Genomic DNA, 20,704 nt, shown 5'->3' with positions numbered 1-20,704 from the left:
CATAAAAAGAGAAAGACCTGCGCAAAACATGTTCGCGCAGGTCTTTCTCTTTTTATGTGTTATACAGTTATACTAGAGGTTGTATCCCAATGAAACATACCATTGTGCTCCGATAGTGGGGTTGCCCCAGGATTGCACATAAGCTTTGTTAAGGATGTTGACACCGCCCAGTTTAACCGTTGTTTTGGCTTTGGGGAAGAATTTGCTGATCATGGCATCGAGAGTGCCGAAAGCCGGAATCTCGCTCAGTCCTGCAGTATTTACGTTGGGTCCTACGAAGGAAGATTGCCATACATAAGACTGTTGCCATTTCCATACAACGTTTACGGCTATATTAGAACCGGCAATGTTGCGGTTGCCGGCATTCAGGCTGTAACGTACTTTAGGCGTGTTGTACATGGCAATAAAACTACCCAGGTCTTTCTGGTTGCTCAGCTCATTGTAGGAAATGTTACCACCGGCGGTAAAGTTGAGCGGCAGGCTGTAATCCAGTCCCAGTGCCCATCCCCATGATTTAACAGTTTCTTCGGCACTTACAGGCAGGGAGAACACCTGTTGAGGAGTGGTGCCGGAAGCTGGTTTGATGAGGATCTGGATACCGTTCATGTTTTTGAAATCATTTTTATAGATATACGCATCTATCAGCAGTTTTTTCGCTACCAGTGCCTTATAGCCGATTTCATAAGCCTGTATTCTCTCTGGTTTGAATTCACGGAAAGTATACTGTTTAGGTGCGCCGGCTTGTATTGATTGCAGTGTAAATACAGGGCCTGTAGTCAAACCATAACGTTCACGCAGGAACGGCAGACCACCAATCAGGTGCGCCTGTGGCGTAACCAGGTCTATATACTGGTCCTGGTTGTGCGGGATACGGAAACCGGTCTGATAGGAAACACGCAGGTTATGTGTTTGCAGGAAAGTATATACAGCAGATAAACGAGGGCTGAACTGGCCTGCGAAGTTCATATTCTTGTCGTAACGCAGAGAGCCGGTGAGTTTCAGATGGTCGTCTATCAGTTTTTTCATGACCTGTACATAACCACCGTATTCATTGATACGGAACTCATCGCCATTATCATTAACAGCGAACAGGGTTTTTTCGGAGTTCAGTGCATAGCGGCGATAGTTACCACCAACGAGGATTTCAGCGAATTTTATCAGGTTGTGGAAGTTGTACATAAATTCCAGCTGATACAGATTGGTTTTATCAGTAAACTTCGCACCAACACCTTTGGCATCGCCTGGGATCGGTTTATTTTTCACCTGTTCAGCGGCTGCATTAAACTCCGGAGTACCGGGGAGGAATCGACCGGAATCGGCTTTAGCTCTGGCGTTCTGGAAGAAAGTGGGCATCGCGGTGTTAACGGTATTTTGAGCTGCCGCATAGGCGTCTGCGTCAGAAGCACCTCTTGCGAGTGCTGCACCATACGCCTGTGCAAAAGTACCCAGGGATTGTGCGGCGTAGGTGGAGAAATATTGGGAATACCATACAGAGCTGGGTTTCCAGGCTTCATTGATACCTGAGGCCAATGTGCCGCCGGCATAACTGTCACCTGACCTTTCCTGTGTAGTATAAGCTCTCACATAAAAATCGGAGCCTCTTAATTCCACTTTATACTGACCCATACTGAAATTCTTCAGAGAGTAGCGGTCGGCGCCTGTATACACGGTCGTACCAGTACCATAGCTACCCTGGATCAGTGCTTCCAGTTTTTCATTGATTTTATAGTGGAGAGCGGCATTAAGTTTCATGTTTTTGGTATTATAGTCCACCACGTCAGACTCGTTATAGCCGGTACGGGTGATATTGGCCCTGTTGGCAGCCGGGATAGCAGCTTTGAAGATCTGGTCAGGTGTTACTTTACCCCCAAACATGGCCGAAATACCAGCCAGTTGCTGAGCGAGCATACCACCGCCAAGTACTGTGTTCATGTTGACAGTATTTTCATCGCCATACACGTTCACACCATTGTAGCCTTCGTTGTTGGCGCGGGTGCCGTCCTGCAGGGTATGGCCATTGGCAAGGCTCTGGTCACGTTTATCATAAGCTTGCCAGTCGTCTGCTTTGAGATAACCTACGTTTAATTTGAATGCCCATTTGTTGTTGAAGGCATGCGCATAACGTACAGACACATCATAAAAGCCGGTAGTAGCGTTGGTACGGCCTTTGTCATTCAGGAAGCCGGTTTTTACCTGGGCGCTGAGTCCCTGGTACTGGAAGGGATTTTTGCTGGTCATCAGTACAATACCATTCAGCGCGTTGGGGCCATAGAGGGCAGAAGCGGCGCCAGGTATCAGTTCTACGTTGTCGAGGTCCAGCTCAGGAATGCCCACCATGTTGCCCACGGAGAAGTTGAGGCCGGGGGCCTGGTTGTCCATACCATCATTCAATTGCAGCACACGGGTGTTACCATTGCTGTTGAAACCACGTGTATTGACTGATTTGAAGGTGAGACTCTGTGTGCTCATTTCCACGCCTTTCAGGTTGGCGAGAGCATCATAGAAGCTGGGGGCAGGAGAGGCTTTTAAAGCACGTGCGTCCAGTTTTTCGATGGACACCGGCGATTGCAGAATGCTTTCCTGCACACGGCTGGCGGCCACCACTACTTCCTGGCCCAGAATTTCGGTTGAACTGAGGGAGATAGCTACTTTTTCATCAGCACTGCTGACTACTCTTTCGGTGCTTTGATAGCCCACATAGGTAAATACAAGGGTCAATGGGAGGGAATGTGTGGTCTTCAGCTGGAAGTTGCCGCCATTGCCTGTTATGGTGCCGGTTGCGACACCCTTCACAGCTACAGTAACTCCCGGCATACCGCTTCTGGAAGTTTTATCTGTTACAGTACCGGTAATAGTTGTTGGCGTTTGGGCTGTCGTAACCTGGAATAAGGACATACATAGCAACAGGGTGCCCAAACATGCCTTCAATAGAATGCTTTTCATACGCAGTGGACGTTTAGTGATTTAGACTTGGTTATATCTAAATATAGGGAAAAAACTAATACCAACTATGATGCATATGATCTTTCTGATGACCGGATAAAATGGGGATGGGAGCGGAGATTTGCTGAGCACCAGAGAAGATAGAGGCAGGATTATTTTTGCAAATTCTGCAAAAAAATACCCCTGGGTTTATCCCAGGGGTATTTTCTTATAAGCTAATAAAATTTCAATACATCCTCATACTAACAGTCCTCATCCGCTCATCAGAAAAATCACATGCATCAGAAAAATCACAGCTCCCATTTCGTCCGGTCATCAGAAAGATCATACGCATCACAGTTCCAGTGGGAGAGTATTTTTCCGATCTTCTCAAACTCAATGAGGAAACCATCATGGCCATATGACGAATCTATTTCGTGATAGGTTGCATGAGGCAGATAGGTGGCCAGCAATCGTTGTTCCTCGGGAGGGCAGAGAATATCGCTGCTGATACCGATCAGCAATACGGGCTGCTGGATATGGGAGAGGGAGGTACTGATATCTTCATGACGTCCGCGGGCGATGTTGTGACTGTCCATGGCTTTGGTGAGGAGCCAGTAGGATTGTGCATTGAAGCGTTTTACCAGTTTGTCGCCCTGGTAGCTAATATAGGAGGATGCGCGGAAACCATCTGTTTTCTCTTTATCAGGATCAGACTGGGTGCGCATAAAGGTCTGGTAGTTACGGTAAGTGACCATACCAATGGCTCTGGCGGCTTTAAGACCGTTGTGGCCGGCACTGTAGGTGTCATCTTTCCAGGTGCTGTCGGCTTCAATGGAGAGTCGTTGCGCAGTGTGGATAGCAATGCCCCAGGCGCTTTCTGCTGCACCGGTACAAAGCAGGAACAGGCGACTGATGATCTCCGGTTCTGTGAGAGCCCATTCCAGTACCTGATAACCGCCCATGGAGCCGCCTACGAGGAGGTCTATCCTCTGTATCTGCAGGTGTTCACGCAGCAGACGGTGTGCCTGTACCATATCACGGATAGTAATAGCCGGGAAGGAATGGAACCAGGGGGTTTCAGTGTCAGGATTGACAGTATGCGGACCCGAGCTGCCATAACAGGAGCCAATGATATTAGCGCAGACGATAAAATGTCTGGCAGGATCAATAACGCGGTCATGGCCGATAAGACCACTCCACCAGTCGGCAACATCACTGTTGGCCGTCAGCGCATGACATACCCATACGACATTGCTGCCATCTGCTTGCATGGTGCCATATGTATGATAGGCGATATGTAATTCAGGTAATACCTGACCGGACTCTAACCGGAACGGTGCTTTGCTGTGAAAAACCTTTACAGACAATAATCCAAAATTTTTGCAAATCTACATTATACGCCGGAATTACCTAAGAGAATTGTGAATTACGCAGTTGAATTATTTATCTTTGTTGGTAGAAACTCACTTATCATGAAAATAGCATTACAAAGAGTAGACGACGGATTCAACATGGAAGCCGTAGACGAAGGCGGTCATAAAGTGTTGATGGATTCATCCATTGAAAATGGAGGAAAGAACAACGGAGTAAGACCAATGCAAATGATCATCATGGGCCTTGGTGGCTGCTCTGCCATCGATGTGCTGATGATCCTGAAAAAACAACGTCAGGAAGTGAAGGATTTCCGTATCGAAATCGAAGCAGACAGAGAGAAAGGAAAAGAACCAGCATTATGGGAAACAGCACATATCATCTTTCACTTTACTGGTAACATCGATCCGGACAAAGCTGCCCGTGCAGTAGAACTGTCCATGAATAAATATTGCTCTGTAGCCGAAACCCTGCGTCAGGCCAATACCAAACTGACCTGGGAAGTGAAACTGAATGCCTAATACGGAGAAACCACCATGTCTATGAGCAAAGAGAATCAATACCAACCGGAAACCAATGCGGTCAGGATACAAACAGCAAGGACCAACGAAATGGAACATTCCACACCATTGTTCCTGACTTCCAGCTTCTGCTTCGACAACGCGGAAGAAATGAGAGCCACCTTCGCTGATGAAACGGATTTTAATATCTATAGCCGTTTCAGCAATCCCAATGTAGACGAGTTTGTACAGAAAATGTGTGCGCTCGAAGGCGCCGAAGCCGGCTATGCCACAGCTTCCGGCATGAGTGCCATCTTCGCCAGCTTCATGGCCCTGCTCAAAGCCGGAGACCATGTGCTGAGTGCACGCTCTATATTCGGCTCTACACATACCGTTATCACTAAATTTCTGCCTAAATGGGGTATCGAATCTTCTTACTTCGACCTCAACGATCCGGCCGGTATTGAAGCCATGATAAAGCCCAATACACGGATGATCTTCGTGGAAACACCGTCCAACCCGGGACTGGAGATCATCGACATCGCCTTGCTGGCAGAAATCGCCAATAAACATAATATCATTCTCAACGTAGACAACTGCTTCGCTACACCCGTGTTACAAAGGCCTATCGAAGCAGGAGCACATATCGTTACCCACTCCGCCACCAAATGGATCGATGGACAGGGACGCGTGCTCGGTGGCGCTATCGTTGGTAAAAAAGAACTGATCAAGGAGATCTATACTTTCTGCAGAAGTACCGGCCCCGCTATGTCACCTTTCAATGCATGGGTGCTCAGCAAAAGCCTGGAAACACTGCATGTGCGTATGGAGCGCCATTCAGATAGCGCCCTTAAACTGGCACAGGCCCTCGAAGGCAACCCACACCTTACCAGTGTAAAGTATCCTTTCCTGACAAGCCATCCACAATATGAAATCGCCCGCAAACAAATGAGCGGCGGCGGTGGTATCGTTTGTTTTGAGCTGAAAGGAGGCCTCCAGAGTGGTGTCCGTTTCCTCAACGGCCTGAAGCTGCTGTCACTGACAGCCAACCTTGGCGACAGCCGTAGTATCGCCTCTCACCCGGCCAGCACTACACACGCTAAACTAAGCGATGCCGAAAAAGCAACAGTAGGCATCACCCCCGGCCTGATCCGCATCTCCGTAGGACTCGAAAACATCAATGACATACTCGCTGATATCGAACAAGCGCTTAATTTGTCGTCCCAGGGCTAAAGCCCTGGGCTAAATTTGTTGGAGAAAATACGAAGGCCTCTGTTTATCATTTGGGTATTTGATAAACAGAGGCCCTTCTTTTTTGTATGACGATTGTAACGTAGTAAACACCAAATCCTCTTTCTATCAAATCCTCAAATGATAAACAGAGGGTTTTCTATTTTATATCAAATATCAAAAACACCAAATCCTCTTTTTATCAAATACCCAATTGATAAAGAGGCCTCCGTATTTTCCCCAACAAATTTAGCCCAGGGCTTTAGCCCTGGGACCAGGAATAATTGGAGTTATTTTCTTATATTAGAATTATGAAATCCTTTTCCCATTTTCTGCTGATTCTTGCCCTGGCCTATGCTGCCGGTATTGTAATGCCCTGGTGGAGCGTAGCGCTGGTGGCTTTTGTTGTTACGCTGGTGTTGCCATTGTCACCGGGTAAATCTTTTTTCAGCGCTTTCCTATCCATTTTTATATTGTGGTTGGTACTGGCTTTTTATCTGGATGTTCGCAATGATCATTTGCTGGCCAACCGTATGAGTGAGATGATTCTGAAGGTACGCAGTGCTCCGTTGCTGGGTGTGGTGAGTGCTTTCCTTGGCGCGCTGGTGGCTGGTTTTGCTGCCTGTAGTGCCGCTTTCTTACGGGCTCCCCGGAAAGCAGTTTCCTAGCTTATCATGTGCTGTTAAAATTGTGGTAAAACAAAAGGGTGGGTATTTGCGTAAATATCAGGAAGTTATTTTTGATATATGATAAAATACCTACCTACCCTGTTTTTACTGTTGTTGACAACGTACTGTGAAGCCGCTATCGTCAAAGGTCTGGTGACCGATGACAAAAATACGCCATTGCCCTTCGCTACTGTGCTGATAAAGGGCACTACCATCGGTACTACTACCAATGCTGTCGGACAATATCAGCTGGATATTGCTCCTGGAGGCTATACGCTGGTGTGTCAGTATATTGGTTACCGTAAGACGGAGACAACCATTAACGTAGACGCCGCTACGCAAACCGTTAACTTCATCTTGTTACCCGTCAATCTCCAGATCAGGGAAGTGGTGGTGAAAGCCGGTGGGGAAGATCCTGCCTATGCTATAATCCGTGCAGCCATTAAGAAAAGGGCTTTTTATCAGAACCAGGTGCGGGAGTATACCTGTATGTCTTATATCAAGGGTACCATGAATATGAAAGGGATGCCCGAAAAGTTTCTCGGAAAAAAAGTCGATAAAGAGGATATGGGTGTTGATAGCGCCGGAAAAGGGATGGTTTTCCTCTCTGAATCTGTCACTAAGATATCCAGTCGCATGCCCGATAAAATGAAGCTGGAAGTCATTTCCGACAGAAAGAGCGGCGGTGGTTTCGGGATGAGTTTTCCGGCCATTATCAGTTTTTATGATAACAATGTATCCGCTGTTATCACACAGATGGGACCGAGGGGCTATATCTCACCGATTGCAGAAAACGCATTGGCCTATTACAAATACCGCCTGGAAGGTGAGTTTATGGAAGATGGCCGGATGGTCAACAGAATCCGTGTGATACCCCGGCGTAAACATGAGCCGCTGTTTGCCGGGTATATTTTTATTACGGATAATGATTGGCGTATCCATAGCACAGACCTTTTCCTTACCAGCGAATACCAGCTGGAGCTGATGGACACACTCCGTATCCGGCAAACTCATGTGCCTGTATCGGGTGATGTGTGGCGTATTAAAGACCAGGTGTTGCATATAGGCGTCAATAAGTTTGGCTTCGGTATGGAAGGCAATATTGTGAATGTTTATTCCGATTATAATCTTCATCCCAATTTCCCAGCAAAGTTTTTTGACAATACCGTTATTAAATACGATTCCGCTTTCGATAAAAAAGAAGCGCATTATTGGGACAGTATCCGGCCGGTGCCGCTGGAAGTAGCAGAGTCCAGAGACTACCACCAGAAAGATAGCACTGCACAGGCCAACAAACTGGCGGCCATGTCTGGTAATACACTCGACTCTATGCGCCGCAAACAGAAGCCGGTGAAGGTGATGGACGTATTGTGGAATGGTGTTAACCGCAAATCTTATTTCCGCAGAGACAGCGCCATCGTTTCACATGATATAAGACTGACAGGTTTGTTGAAGGCATTGAAATATAATACTGTGGAAGGTTTGGTGCTGGCGCTGGAGCCGAAATTCAATTTTAATCTGGGAGAAGAGAAGCAGTTGAAAGTAACTCCGTATATACGTTACGGTTTGAGCAATACTCACCTGAATGCCTATACGTTTATGACGTATAGTGCCAACAGCCGTGTACGTAACCGTTATGGCCGTAATGACTGGACAGTAGGAGGAGGGAAACGTATCAGCCAGTTCAACCCTGACAATCCGATAGATAATATCGCCAACGAGTTTTATACGCTGTTCCTGAAAGAAAACTATATGAAGCTGTATGAAAACTGGTTCGCTCAATTGCAATACAGCCGTACCTTTCAAACAAATGATCGTTTAACCGCCGGCGTGCGTTACGAAAGCCGGATACCGGTAGAAAACACTACCGATTTTGTGATTTTTAAGAATGATAAAAAACAGTTTACGCCCAATCATCCGGAAGATCTGGCGAATGTACCATTCAACCGGCACCAGGCTTTTATTGTGGACCTGAATTTCCGTTTCCAGCCAGGACAGCAGTTTATGGAGCTGCCGGATCGTAAGGTGCCGCTGGGATCAAAGTACCCTACTTTTGAATTGTCCTATAGTAAAGGGATTCCCAATGTGGCCAATAGCATTGTTGATTTCGACAAATGGCGGGTCTCTGTATTTGACGGTATGAACTTCAAGTTGTTTGGCGAATTCCGCTATCGACTTACTGCTGGTGGTTTCCTAAACGACCGCAATGTCCAGATTCCAGATTTCCAGCATTTTAATGGTAACCAGACATTCTACAATACCCGGTATCTCAACAGTTTCCAGCTGGCGCCATATTACAAATACAGTAATACCGCTCCGTTTTTTGTAACGGCTAATATTGAGCATCATTTTAATGGGCTGCTGACTAATAAAATCCCATTGTTGAATCGTTTGAAATGGAATCTGGTAGCAGGGTCCAATGCTTTTTATGTGAACGGGCAGAATAATTACGTAGAAGCTTTTCTGGGCCTGGAGAACATCCTGAAGGTGCTGAGAGTGGATGTGGTAGCGGGTTATCAGAGCCAGGATGATACACGTGTAGGCGTAAGAGTGGGATTTGGCGGTGTATTCGGAAATCTGGTGCGGCCTTAGTCAGTAGGTCTGGAGAAGAGCAGGTATTTGGTTATTTGGGGATGAATTTATCGGGGTAAACAAATACCCAAATAACCAAATTTTTTACATCTACTCAGCATGACCTAACGTTTTTTGCTTCTCATTTCCTTTCTTTCATCAAAAAAATAAGCCAGCAGTCTGTAAATCCAGATGCCTACGATAGCGTACATAAAGTAAGTAAGGTAAATACTCATAACATAACATTTTCGGGTTAATCAATTTTTTTCGTCAGAACGTTATTTTCAAAAAGGGTGCCAATACGGGGTTGTAACTTATATGCAAAGATATATACAATAAATATCAAATAGTTATAAAACCATAAATATTTTTTTAACACTTTGATGAACATTTGTCAGTTCAGTTCTGTTGTAAATCTGAAAACTCGACCGCATACACTTTTATGGAATTTATCACACAGAAGTGTTATTTTGACCATTACTCCATGAAAAACCATTTGTTATGAAAAAGCTAGCGTTGATAGCCCTTATCACAGGAATGTTGCTGGCCGCCGCAGCATATATAACAGAAGCGAATGATCTGCCGGGTGCCGTGGAATTACGGACCGTTGGTTTTATCGGTTACATTTTTATCATTAGTGCCGCTGCTTATTTTTCCCTTTACTGGTTATATAAATGGAATAAAGACGCGGAAACAATTCAACCCTAAGAAATTATAGAACGCCGGATAAAAATCCGGCGTTTTTTTTATCTGTCATTTATAAGGATTATGAACCCCTGCTTTAGACAAAGAAGGGAGTAAGTTGTAAAGTTTTGTGTTAGTCTTTTCTGTTCAGGTAAGGTAATATGCCGGCGATGATCACCTCTCCGTTAACCCCGGCTTTGGAAAGAAAGCAGTCGGCCCCCGCTTCGAAAGCTGCCAGTTTATCACAATCATTAAATCTGTTGGAAACTACCACAATAGGGATGGAAGGGCTCTGGTGCCTGATGGCAGCGATCATTTCAAGTCCGCACATTCCGGGCATGACGAGGTTGGTCAGTATAATGTCCGGACTGGCTGTGCCTATGGTGTATAGTGCTGTTCGGGCATTGGTACAGATATGGACTGTAAAACAGGTTTGGTCGGTTACCTGAGGGATGATCCAGTTCAGAAAAAAGGGGTCATCATCTACCCAGAAAATTTTGTAGGTCTTGCGCTGCCTGGTTATCATGGGAAACGATGTTTTGGTTCTGGGACAAAACGCGCAGGAAAATAAAAGCGCGGAACTCTTACAATGCTGCTCTAACCGCCAAGTCGAACACAGCAAAGAAGAGCCCGCGCACATACGTCGCGGGCCTCACCTTCTATACCTGTGTTCTTAATTTGGCGGTTAGAACAGGCTAAAAAGCGATGCCTCGTAATATTGTTATTTTTGGGGGAGGCAAAGATAACCGAATATAATATTTTTTTTAAAATGACTTGATCTATCAAGTCAATAATTTTATCCCTTTTTTTGAATTTGTGTGAATGATAGGAGTGCGCAACCAGGATTTATCCAAGAGATTTGGCGAACGATTCCGGAAACTACGTGAGGCGACAGGTCTGAGCACACGTGAATTTGCAGATACAGCCGGCATAGCTTATTCCCAGGTCTGGAGCATAGAATCAGGGAAAGGTAATCCAACTTTGAGTACAATGGAAGCCATTGCTAGAGCACTCGGTACCGATATTTCCGGACTTATGAAAGATTTATAAATATAGCATTTCGCTTATGCGTTTTGGCCAATGCTTGCATTGTAGCCATATTCATGCCTGCTCATCAGCAAAAGATCCCGCCGGATTACCTATCTTTGCGGTGCCTGATCAAAAAACAGGTTTTTAGACATACTTTCAAGACGAATCGATCAACAACCTTGTTAACCAGGGTAATGATTGAAATTTTGTTCACAACGCAAGTGTCCTTAAAATTTCAAACAAAATGGTATTACACAACAGAGTATCAGCCGCTGAGCTCAAGAAACGGCTGTTAATGGAAACAATCAAACGCGTTACAATCTCCTTCTATCAGTACGCGAAAATTCAGGATCCGCAAGCTTTCCGCGATCAATTGTACGAATCCCTCTTTAAACTCGATGTTTTCGGACGTATCTATGTTGCCAATGAAGGGATCAATGCCCAGATCAGCGTTCCGGAACACAACTTTGAGGCTTTCCGCGATGCCCTCTACGCTATCGATTTCCTCAACGGCATCCGTCTCAACATCGCTGTAGACGATGATGGCAAGTCTTTCTTCGTACTGAAAATCAAGGTTAGAGACAAAATTGTGGCCGACGGTATTTCTGACCCCACCTTCGACATGGCCAACCGCGGCAAATACGTTGATGCGAAAGGGTTTAATGCACTGACTGACGATCCCGACACAGTCATCGTTGATATGCGTAACCACTACGAGTATGAAGTCGGACATTTTGACGGGGCCATAGAAATTCCCTCTGATACTTTCCGCGATCAGTTACCCATGGCAGTGGACATGCTGAAAGATCAGAAAGATAAAAATATTATCATGTATTGTACGGGGGGAATCCGCTGTGAGAAAGCATCTGCTTATATGCTGCACCACGGCTTTAAGAATGTTTTCCACCTGGAAGGCGGTATTATTGAATATACCAACAAAGCACGGCAACAGGAACTACCCATCAAGTTCAAAGGCAAAAATTTTGTTTTCGATGACCGTCTCGGTGAAAGAATAAGTGAGGATATTATTAGTCAATGTCATCAATGTGGGGAACCTTGTGATACCCACACCAACTGTTTGAATGACGGTTGTCACCTTTTATTCATCCAGTGCGAATCCTGCGCCCAGAAATATGATGGCTGCTGCAGTGACGCCTGCAAGGACGTGTATGCACTGCCGGAAGAAGAAAGAGCTGAACTGCGTAAAGGTGTAGATAAAGGACTGATGTTCAATAAATCCAGAAGAAAAAGACTGAAATAAAAAAATCCGCCCCGCGTTGTTTCTTCTCGGCAGGGCGGAGTAGAGATAGATTATAAAATCAGTGGGGGCCGGACCTAGTCCGGCCTTTACCTTTTTCATAACCATTCTATCAACCTATATGCGAACTAAAAAGTTAACAGCCTCCCGGAAAAATAATCCGCCGGAAGGCCGGTAATATTGTTAAAGTGCTTCCACTTTTTTCTTATAAGCGCTATAGAAAATAATCGGAAATACCAGTAAAGTAAGAACTGTAGCGGTAATTAAGCCTCCAATCACCACAATCGCCAGCGGCTTCTGGGTTTCAGAACCAATACCGTGTGAAAGCGCCGCCGGAACCAGACCTATCGCTGCCATCAATGCTGTCATCACTACTGGCCTGATACGGCTCTGAACTCCCAGCTTAATCGCCTCATTCAGACTCATTCTTGCCTCCAGGTTCTTATGAAACACTGATATCAGAATTACACCATTCTGGATACAAATGCCGAACAGGGCAATAAAACCTACACCGGCAGAAATACCGAAGTTCATACCTGTAACGTGCAATGCGAGAATTCCCCCTATCAGGGCAAAAGGAACATTCATTAAAACCAGTCCTGCATCTTTCACATTACCCAACATAATAAACAGCACCATAAAGATGGCCACAAGGCTGATAGGCACTACCTGCCCCAGTCTCTGGGTGGCCCGCACCTGATTTTCAAACTCACCGGTCCAGCCTACACTATAACCTTTGGGTAACTTAATAGCTTTGTTAATTTTTTGTTGAGCTTCGCTAATGGTAGACCCCAGGTCACGGTCACGCACCGAAAATTTTATCCCGATGAAACGTTTGTTCAGATCACGGTATATGAAAGCCGGACCGGTAATGGTCCTGATTTCCGCGATTTCTTTCAGCGGCACCTTGTTATTGTTGATAGTAGGTACCATCAGATTGGCCAGGTCTTCTTCGTTTTTACGATAGTTGGCATCATAACGGATACGGATATCGAATTTTTTCTCTCCTTCATACAGCTGGGTAGCAGTCTTACCACCGATCGCCATTTCTATCACTGCCTGGGCATCACCGGTAGATACGCCGTATTGCGCCATCTTGTTGTCATCCAGGTTGATGCTCATCTCAGGCTGACCAATATTACGGATCACACCCAGGTCCTTGATACCCTGCACGTTCTTGAGCTGTGCAATGACTTGCTGCGACAGAGACTCCAGCTGTGTAAGGTCAGCGCCGTAGATTTTCACACCATTGGCCGCTTTAAAACCGGCCACCGCTTCAGAAACGTTGTCACTGATGGGCTGGGAAAAGTTGAGAATAATACCAGGGTATTTTTTCAAACGTCCTTCCATCTGCCCAATCAGAGCGTCCTGGCTGATTTTACGTTTCCATTCTTCCTTAGGCAGCAGGTCTACCTGGTATTGTACGAAATAAAAACCGTTAGGGTCTGTACCGTCATTGGAACGGCCTACCTGAGACAATACCCGCTTCACTTCAGGAAAATTGCCCAGATCTTCCCGGATGTTATGCGCCATCTTAACACTCTCAGTGAGCGACATACTCATTGGCAGCTCCGTGGTCACCCACAGTGAGCCTTCATTAAGCTGAGGCAGAAACTCAGTACCCAGGAACTTTGCTGAAAAGAATGTAACCACTATAAACGCCAGTGAGCAGGTAATACTCAGACGTTTGTTGCGGTAAGTCCAGTTGAAACCTTTGGTAACAATGCGGTCAAAGAAATTCACCACAAAGTTGTTTTTCTCCTTCACATTTTTGTTAAGCAGGATAGAACACAGTACCGGCACCAATGTTAAGGTAAACAGCAATGCGCCCAACAGGGCAAAGCCCAGCGTCCATGCCAGCGGGGAGAACATTTTACCTTCCACTTTCTGGAAAGAGAAGATAGGTATCAAAGAGATGATGATAATGAGTTTGGAGAAGAAGATGGCTTTAGCCAGCTCTCCGCCGGTTTGTTTGATCCAGCCGAGTTTGGCCATCTTGTTGAACCGCTCCATCCCATATTTATGGGCTTTATGATCGAGCATTACAAAGATTCCTTCCACCATTACCACAGCACCATCGATGATGATACCGAAGTCGATGGCTCCCATGGAGAGTAGATTGGCGCTCATACCTTTGATACGCAGACACATGAAGGCAAACAACAGTGCCAGCGGTATGATGATGGACACAATCACGGTAGTGCGCCAGTCGGCCATAAAAATGAATACGATCACTGTCACAAAAATGATCCCTTCTGCCAGGTTATGCATTACAGTATGCGTGCAGAATTCCATCAGGTTGTCACGATCGTAGAAAGTCTCCATTTTGATGTCTTCCGGCAATACTGTCTCATTCAGCTCTTTCAGTTTGTCTTTAAGGCGTTTCAGTACTTCGGAAGGATTTTCGCCTTTACGCATTACCACGATACCCTCTACGAGGTCGTCGCTTTTGTCCAGTCCTACCTGGCCTACGCGGGGCGCAGACGATTCACGTACAGCGGCGAGGTCTTTAACGAGCAGGGGTACACCATTGATATTCTGAACGATGATATTCTGGATGCCGGAGATGCTGCTGAGCAGACCTATACCACGCACTACATAAGCCTGCCCGTTTTTTTCGATAACGTCACCACCTACGTTCACATTACTTTTGGTAATGGCCTGATACAGCTCCAATGGAGTGATGTCATATTTGGCAAGACGTACCGGGTCGGCAGAGATTTCGTAGATTTTTTCCTGGCCGCCGAAGGCTACCACATCGGCCACACCGGGCACACTGCGGATCTGACGGTCTATCACCCAGTTCTGCCAGGTGAGCAGATCACGGGAATCACGTTTACTGCTCTTGAGATAATATCGGAAGATTTCCCCTGTAGGGCCGTAGGGGGGCTGTACCTCCGGGGATGCGCCTTCAGGCAGGCCAAGGCCTGCCAGCATATTATTCACCTGCTGCCGCGCAAAAAAATCTTCTACATCATCTTCAAATATGATTTTTACCACAGAAAGACCAAACATGGTAACAGAGCGTACGCTGGTTTTACGTTGTACTGCGTTCATAGATACTTCTATGGGCAGTGTTACAAAACGTTCCACTTCCTGTGCACTGCGACCGTTCCATTTGGTCACGATCACGATCTGGGTATTGGTAACATCCGGGAATGCTTCGATGGGGGTATGCAGGAAAGAAACCACCCCCGCTATGATCAGCGTGACAACGCTGATAAAAACAAACAGTTTGTTTTTAAGCGAAAAAGCTACAATATTTCTGATGAATTTATTCATAACTCCAGTTCTTTAAAAAGCCACTCTGGTCCTTAATCCGACGATGTGTACGGGCCCACGGTCCTTGTTGTAGGCGGGATGCAGTACAAACTGGTAATCGGGGCTTAGAGCAATATGTAGCCTGCTAATGTTTAATTGATAGAAAACTTCTGCGATCATTTCGGGGGCATAGTTCAGCTTGCCATCACCGATGATGAACCCTGCGCCTCCGGCCTCAAGATAGTGGCGGTGGTCAGGCGACAGACCATTGACCACCAGGGCGACGCCGGCATTGTCCTGAGGGCGATGCCAGGGGGCTCCGTGTTGCAGCCAGCCTGCGCTGATGGATTGATCTACTTCGGTGAAGGCCCAGGTTTCGTTATGTCCATCGCTCCAGGATGCTTTGGCAAAAACGCCGGCATTTCTGCCGACTTCCTGGTCCATATTGATACCGAATCCGTATTTGGTATGGCCATTACGCCTTACCGCGGTAATATCCGGTACGGTGTCCCTGGCGGCTGCGACGGTAATAGCTTCTTTGTAATTACCCATAGGCGCCTGGTTGAGATAGGCCATCAGCCGGATGTTCCCTTCATGCTTTTTCAGCTGATGGGTATGCGTAACCTCCAGTACATTTCCGTTGGATTTAGCGTAATTAAAGTTCAACTTGGAACCGTTGGCCACCAGCGGCTCCAGAGAAGTCGCCACCTGTACCATCCAGTTGTCGTACTGGTATTGCACGGTTAAGGCCATGTTGTATCCCCGCACATCTGCCGGGTAGTCCCAGGCAGCATTGCTCATAAGTGCCCAGTTAAGAAACTGGGTACGGGGATCATGACTAAAGGCGTTTAGGTCAAAGAAGTCAGCCAGGGAATACTTGCCGGCTATAAACCGCAGGTAGCGGGTAGGAGTGAGGCCTTTTACATTGTTCAGATCATCTTCATCTACAGTGGTTTTGCTGGTTAATGGCAGGGTATACGCACCAAATGCCCGGGCCAGATAGATAGTGGGTTTGGGATCACCCACCCGGTAGATTTCCCCGTTTGGGAAACCCGCAATGCCGGTGGCATGGCTGAGACCTTCACCACCAGCAAGTTCCGGGTTTATATATAGTTCAAGGTTCCGCAATGGGCGGATGCCTGCATAAATTGTACTGGTAATAGATGTTTTACCGCTTTCGCTCGTCTGAAAGCTGTTGACGCCGGAATATTTCGCAGGGAAGTTAAAATGTCCCTGGGTCACCAGCGTTTGCTGGAAATGGAACGTATAGGGAAGGATGCTGTCCCTTACCTTGTTTTGTCCTGCCAGTTTACCTGCAAACAGTACTATTAGTATTATAGAAGATGATAATTGCCTCATGTTCCCGCTTAATCTTTCAATGCGTCGTATATCAGTAACTGGTTTTTAGAAATTACTTTTTCATCTGCCTGAAGGCCTGATTGTAAATAGGTCAGATCACCAGCTGTTTTGTCAACTTCCACCTGTCTTACAGAGATATTGAATTTATCTTTAAATACCAGCACATAGTTCTTACTGTTATCAAAGATGATGGAGGCGGAAGGAACAGCAATCTTGTGGTCCTGGTCTGCGTACTTAATATAAACAGTAGCAAACATTTCCGGTTTAAGCAACATGTTTTTATTATCGATCCGGATTCTTATTTGCATGGTTTTGGTGGCAGGGTCCAGGAAGTTGTTGATCTTGTCAATCTTCCCATGGAAGGGCTGATCGGGATAACTCACCGTTACTACCTCGGCTTCGTAACCTTCCTTGATTTTGGCGATATCTGTTTCAAACACGTTGGCCATTACCCATACATCGTCCAGTTCGGAGATGGTGAAGATATTGGAGCTGTTGTCTGTACGGATTTCCATATTGTTGTTGATGTTCTTCTCAATGATATAACCAGAGATAGGAGCGGTAACGAGGTAAGTAGCGCCTTTCCCTTTGCGGTATATTTTGAAGAGATCGTTGAGGCGGGTAATTTCCGCTTCACTTTTATGCAGTTCACCTTTGGCATTGACTACGTCCTTTTCCGTGCTCAGACGGCTGTCATACAGGTCCTGAGCTACTTTCAGGTTTTTCTCTGCTACGGAACGATCGGAACGGGCCTGGGCCAGTTGTTTCTCGTAGTCGGCGATTTCGGCGCTATGGATGACAGCGAGTACCTGTCCTTTCTGGACATAATCACCCAGCTGTACTTTAATATCTTCTACATAACCACTCACCAGTGGATATACTTTCAATACCTTGCCACCATTGGGGGCTACCTTACCGGATAAACGTACTTCATTCATCACTGGTTGCAGGTGAGCAGTATCGATGCGGGTGTTTTTTAACATTGTATCGCTCAGTACGAACGTGCTCTTTTCTGAATCTTCTGCCTGGCTATGTTTGCATCCGCTCCATATAACTGCTGCCAGCAGCGAAAAGCCAACGAGGATAATAGGCTGTTTCATGTGCTTAGTTTTTAAATAATTCTTGTCCTGTTGCGTAATTAAGTTCTTCATAAGCGTTTACCCGGTTGGATAAAAACTTGTTGATGTTTTTGGCGTTGTCGCTGTAGCTGTTGAAATAGTCGATAAACTGCAGCAGAGAGATATTTCCTTTACTGAAGTTTTTGGCTACTTCAGCAATGAGTGTATCAAATTCGTCCTGGAAACGGTGCAGATCGAAGCTCTTATAACGTTTTTCCAGGGCTACGATGCGCTGGTAGGCATTCAGCACTTCTGTTTGTGCAATGGACTGTTGTTGTTGCAGTTGTTGTTTTTCTGCACCTATCTGTAGCTTTGCTGCACGGATATTGCCCTGATTGCGGTTCCACACCGGAAGATCAATACCCAGGGTAAGACCAATGAAATTATCGATGTAGCTACCTTTTTTGTCATATGTAGCACCCACGTGAAGGTCGGGCACCGCCATGGATTTTTGCAGGCGGTAGTTGAGTTCAGCTGTCTGGTATTCTACGCTGGCAATCCGCACATCGGGCCGGTTGATGGCCACACTGTCGAGCAGCGGGGATAATTGGATATGATCAAGGCGATAGGGGGCGAGGTCAGTACCGGTAACCACTGCTTCGTAAAAATCCTGGCTATGCAGTAACTGTTGCAGGTTTTTCTGTGCTTCCAGTTCTTCCTGTTTCAGGTCAGCGTAATCGTTTTCAATACCTACCTGCAGGGCCTGCAGCCTTACCAGGTCTGCGTGTGCCACACTACCTTTTTTATCTGCGGCCACATAGGCGTCTACGATACGCTGCAGATTTTCGAGTTGCTCTTTCAGTACTTTGCCTGTCTGACGGCGGTAGTAAAGGGTGTAGAAGTTTTCGCGCAGCTGCAGGCGAAGGGTACGCACCAGTTCATCGAAGGTAGCCTCGTTCATCCTGGTGGCAGCTGCAGCGATCTGGATGTTTTTGTTTCTTTTACCTGCCAGTTGTATCAGCTGGTCGATGGTGTACTGTGTTTCCCCTCCGGAGCCTACCTTAAAGGGCTGGACCTTGTCTGTACTACCGAAACCCAGTACCGTGCTGAATGATGGGTTATTCCATAATTTTGCCTGACGTGTCAATGCTTTGGAGGCATCGATCTGGTAACGTTGTGCCAGTAACAGATAGTTCTTAACCAGGAAGGAGTCTTCCACGGCCTGAAGAGTGACCGTTTTAGCGGGAGATTGTGCCTGTATAGGTTGTATAATGCCCAGGCTGATAATGCATACTGATAGAATCAGTGCCGTCTTGGTTCGCATAATGCCAATTTTCATGGTACAAAGCTCCCCAAGCCAAATTAAAGACGGCTTTAAGATGTATTAAAATCATATTAAAAAAGCATTAAGATAAGATGAGATCAGAGATGCGGGAGTATCACCGTGAAAGTATTGCCTTCTTCATTGGAGGTTACCGTGATATGGCCATTATGTATCTGAACGATCTTCTTACAGATAGAAAGTCCCAGGCCATGACCGCGCGTCTGGTGCGCATTTTCGCCACGGTAAAATGGTTCGAAGATTTTGTTGATCTCATCGGCAGTGATAAGCGGCCCCTGATTTTTGATTTGTACAGTAAGGTACTGGGTAAAGAAATCGATGCATACATGTGCACTGTTGTCCGGAGAAAACTTGCAGGCATTGTCTACAAGGTTCAGGAAAAGTACTTTCAGCAGACTTTCATTACCAAAGCAGGTCACCAGCAGTTCGTTTTCCGGTACTTTGATAAACTGAATATCCACCTTGTTGTGGGCCTTCTGTTTTAAACGAATCAGATTAGCCATGTCCATCAGCAGTTCGTCGATCCGCACACTGGCGAATACAAACTGTTCCTGGTTCAGCTCTGACTGTGCCAGCTGAAGCAGCCCGTTGGAGAGGTCTGAAAGGTTTTCAGCATCTTCCAGTACAGAGGCGAGCACCGACTGGTATTCTTCTTTGGTTCGTTCTTTCGACAGGGTTACCTGCAACTGGCTGATGATGGCGGCGAGGGGAGTACGCAGTTCATGCGAGGCGTTGCTGACAAAACTTTTCTGCAGGTCAAAGGAGTCGCTCAGACGTTGCAGCATGGTGTTGAAGTTAGCGCCCAGTGTGGCAATTTCATCTTTTCCTTTAACAGCCACCTGGGCATCCTGCATATTATTGGCGTTGATACTGTCTACCTGTTGTACCAGCCGGTCGATGGGCTGTACCATTTTCCGGGCAAAGAAGTACCCCACGCCCACGAGGATGAGAACAGCGGTGACCAGTTCCAGCAGTAGTATCTGACGAAGGTTTTGCAGGTTCTGGAAACCGTATTTATCAAAGGAAGATACCAGCACGACCACCGACATGTCGCCTTCAGTGTAGTACACACCTACTACTTCGCCGTTGCCCTTATCGTAGCTGTATAGTTTATTTTGTTTGATATAATCCAGCAGACTACGGTGAGTACGGATGGTAGTGTCTTTCAGGTTGCTGTATAGCAGGTCGTAGGATGGATTGTATACGAGGATAGTCTCCTTGTACAGGTCCTGGAAAGTGGTACGGTCCAGCTTACGTAACAGATCTACCTTTACGTTGCCGTCTTCAATAATTACATTGGCGATAGACCGGGCGCGGTATTCGAGTCTTTCGAGGTATTCAGCTTTTCTGGATTTGGCAGAAAAATAATAAGCGAGCACGGCAAAGGCGATCAGCATCAGGGAAGCTGATAGTGTATAATACAGTGCTATTTTATACTTTATCTTCAT

General features: G+C 46.2%; 15 protein-coding genes. 7 read left to right on the top strand and 8 right to left on the bottom strand.

The genetic code is table 11. The features are described from left to right. Positions 1-72 precede the first annotated feature (72 nt). Positions 73-2,943, bottom strand: a complete 2,871-nt coding sequence (locus tag DF182_RS31110) for a TonB-dependent receptor (protein WP_211327323.1) — start codon at positions 2,941-2,943, stop codon at positions 73-75. Positions 2,944-3,233: 290 nt separating this feature from the next. Continuing rightward, positions 3,234-4,292, bottom strand: a complete 1,059-nt coding sequence (gene metX / locus DF182_RS31105) for a homoserine O-acetyltransferase MetX (protein WP_245957658.1) — start codon at positions 4,290-4,292, stop codon at positions 3,234-3,236. Positions 4,293-4,397: 105 nt separating this feature from the next. On the opposite strand from metX, the gene DF182_RS31100 reads away from it, so the two are divergent. From DF182_RS31100 to DF182_RS31080, 5 genes are all read left to right on the top strand, one after another. Further along, positions 4,398-4,817, top strand: a complete 420-nt coding sequence (locus DF182_RS31100) for an OsmC family protein (RefSeq protein WP_113619818.1) — start codon at positions 4,398-4,400, stop codon at positions 4,815-4,817. 21 nt (positions 4,818-4,838) lie between these two features. Next, complete coding sequence (locus tag DF182_RS31095; RefSeq protein ID WP_113619817.1) at positions 4,839-6,029, top strand: O-succinylhomoserine sulfhydrylase; 1,191 nt, start codon at positions 4,839-4,841, stop codon at positions 6,027-6,029. Between the two features lie 308 nt (positions 6,030-6,337). Next, positions 6,338-6,694, top strand: a complete 357-nt coding sequence (locus tag DF182_RS31090; RefSeq protein WP_113619816.1) for a hypothetical protein — start codon at positions 6,338-6,340, stop codon at positions 6,692-6,694. A gap of 78 nt (positions 6,695-6,772) precedes the next feature. After that, positions 6,773-9,286: a DUF5686 family protein gene (locus DF182_RS31085; protein WP_113619815.1), complete on the top strand. Its 2,514-nt coding sequence runs from the start codon at positions 6,773-6,775 to the stop codon at positions 9,284-9,286. Between the two features lie 480 nt (positions 9,287-9,766). Continuing rightward, positions 9,767-9,973, top strand: a complete 207-nt coding sequence (locus DF182_RS31080) for a hypothetical protein (protein ID WP_113619814.1) — start codon at positions 9,767-9,769, stop codon at positions 9,971-9,973. A gap of 109 nt (positions 9,974-10,082) precedes the next feature. Here DF182_RS31080 and DF182_RS31075 read toward each other — a convergent pair whose 3' ends face one another. Next, positions 10,083-10,475, bottom strand: coding sequence for a response regulator transcription factor (locus tag DF182_RS31075; RefSeq protein ID WP_161964336.1), 393 nt, complete (start codon positions 10,473-10,475; stop codon positions 10,083-10,085). A gap of 296 nt (positions 10,476-10,771) precedes the next feature. Here DF182_RS31075 and DF182_RS32915 point away from each other — a divergent pair, with 296 nt between their 5' ends. Continuing rightward, positions 10,772-10,999, top strand: a complete 228-nt coding sequence (locus DF182_RS32915; protein ID WP_113619812.1) for a helix-turn-helix domain-containing protein — start codon at positions 10,772-10,774, stop codon at positions 10,997-10,999. Positions 11,000-11,273: 274 nt separating this feature from the next. Continuing rightward, positions 11,274-12,239: an oxygen-dependent tRNA uridine(34) hydroxylase TrhO gene (trhO, locus tag DF182_RS31065; protein WP_245957656.1), complete on the top strand. Its 966-nt coding sequence runs from the start codon at positions 11,274-11,276 to the stop codon at positions 12,237-12,239. Positions 12,240-12,419: 180 nt separating this feature from the next. On the opposite strand, the gene DF182_RS31060 is transcribed toward trhO, so the two are convergent. The 5 genes from DF182_RS31060 to DF182_RS31040 form a co-directional block, all read right to left on the bottom strand. Beyond that, positions 12,420-15,518 carry an efflux RND transporter permease subunit gene (locus DF182_RS31060; protein ID WP_113619810.1) on the bottom strand — a complete coding sequence of 1,033 codons (3,099 nt, stop codon included), beginning with the start codon at positions 15,516-15,518 and terminating at the stop codon, positions 12,420-12,422. A gap of 12 nt (positions 15,519-15,530) precedes the next feature. Next, on the bottom strand, positions 15,531-16,856 hold the full coding sequence (locus DF182_RS31055; RefSeq protein WP_113619809.1) for a carbohydrate porin: 1,326 nt from the start codon (positions 16,854-16,856) through the stop codon (positions 15,531-15,533). A gap of 8 nt (positions 16,857-16,864) precedes the next feature. Continuing rightward, a complete protein-coding gene (locus tag DF182_RS31050) occupies positions 16,865-17,956 on the bottom strand; it encodes an efflux RND transporter periplasmic adaptor subunit (RefSeq protein ID WP_161964335.1) in 1,092 nt (363 codons plus the stop codon). Positions 17,957-17,960: 4 nt separating this feature from the next. Further along, a complete protein-coding gene (locus DF182_RS31045) occupies positions 17,961-19,238 on the bottom strand; it encodes a TolC family protein (RefSeq protein WP_161964334.1) in 1,278 nt (425 codons plus the stop codon). Positions 19,239-19,336: 98 nt separating this feature from the next. Continuing rightward, positions 19,337-20,704, bottom strand: a complete 1,368-nt coding sequence (locus tag DF182_RS31040; protein WP_113619806.1) for a HAMP domain-containing sensor histidine kinase — start codon at positions 20,702-20,704, stop codon at positions 19,337-19,339.

It is taken from the genome of Chitinophaga flava (genome assembly GCF_003308995.1).
In the GTDB taxonomy this organism is placed as follows: domain Bacteria; phylum Bacteroidota; class Bacteroidia; order Chitinophagales; family Chitinophagaceae; genus Chitinophaga; species Chitinophaga flava.
The sequence above is the reverse complement of the archived record's forward strand: the minus strand, read 5'-3'. Positions and strand labels throughout refer to the sequence as shown.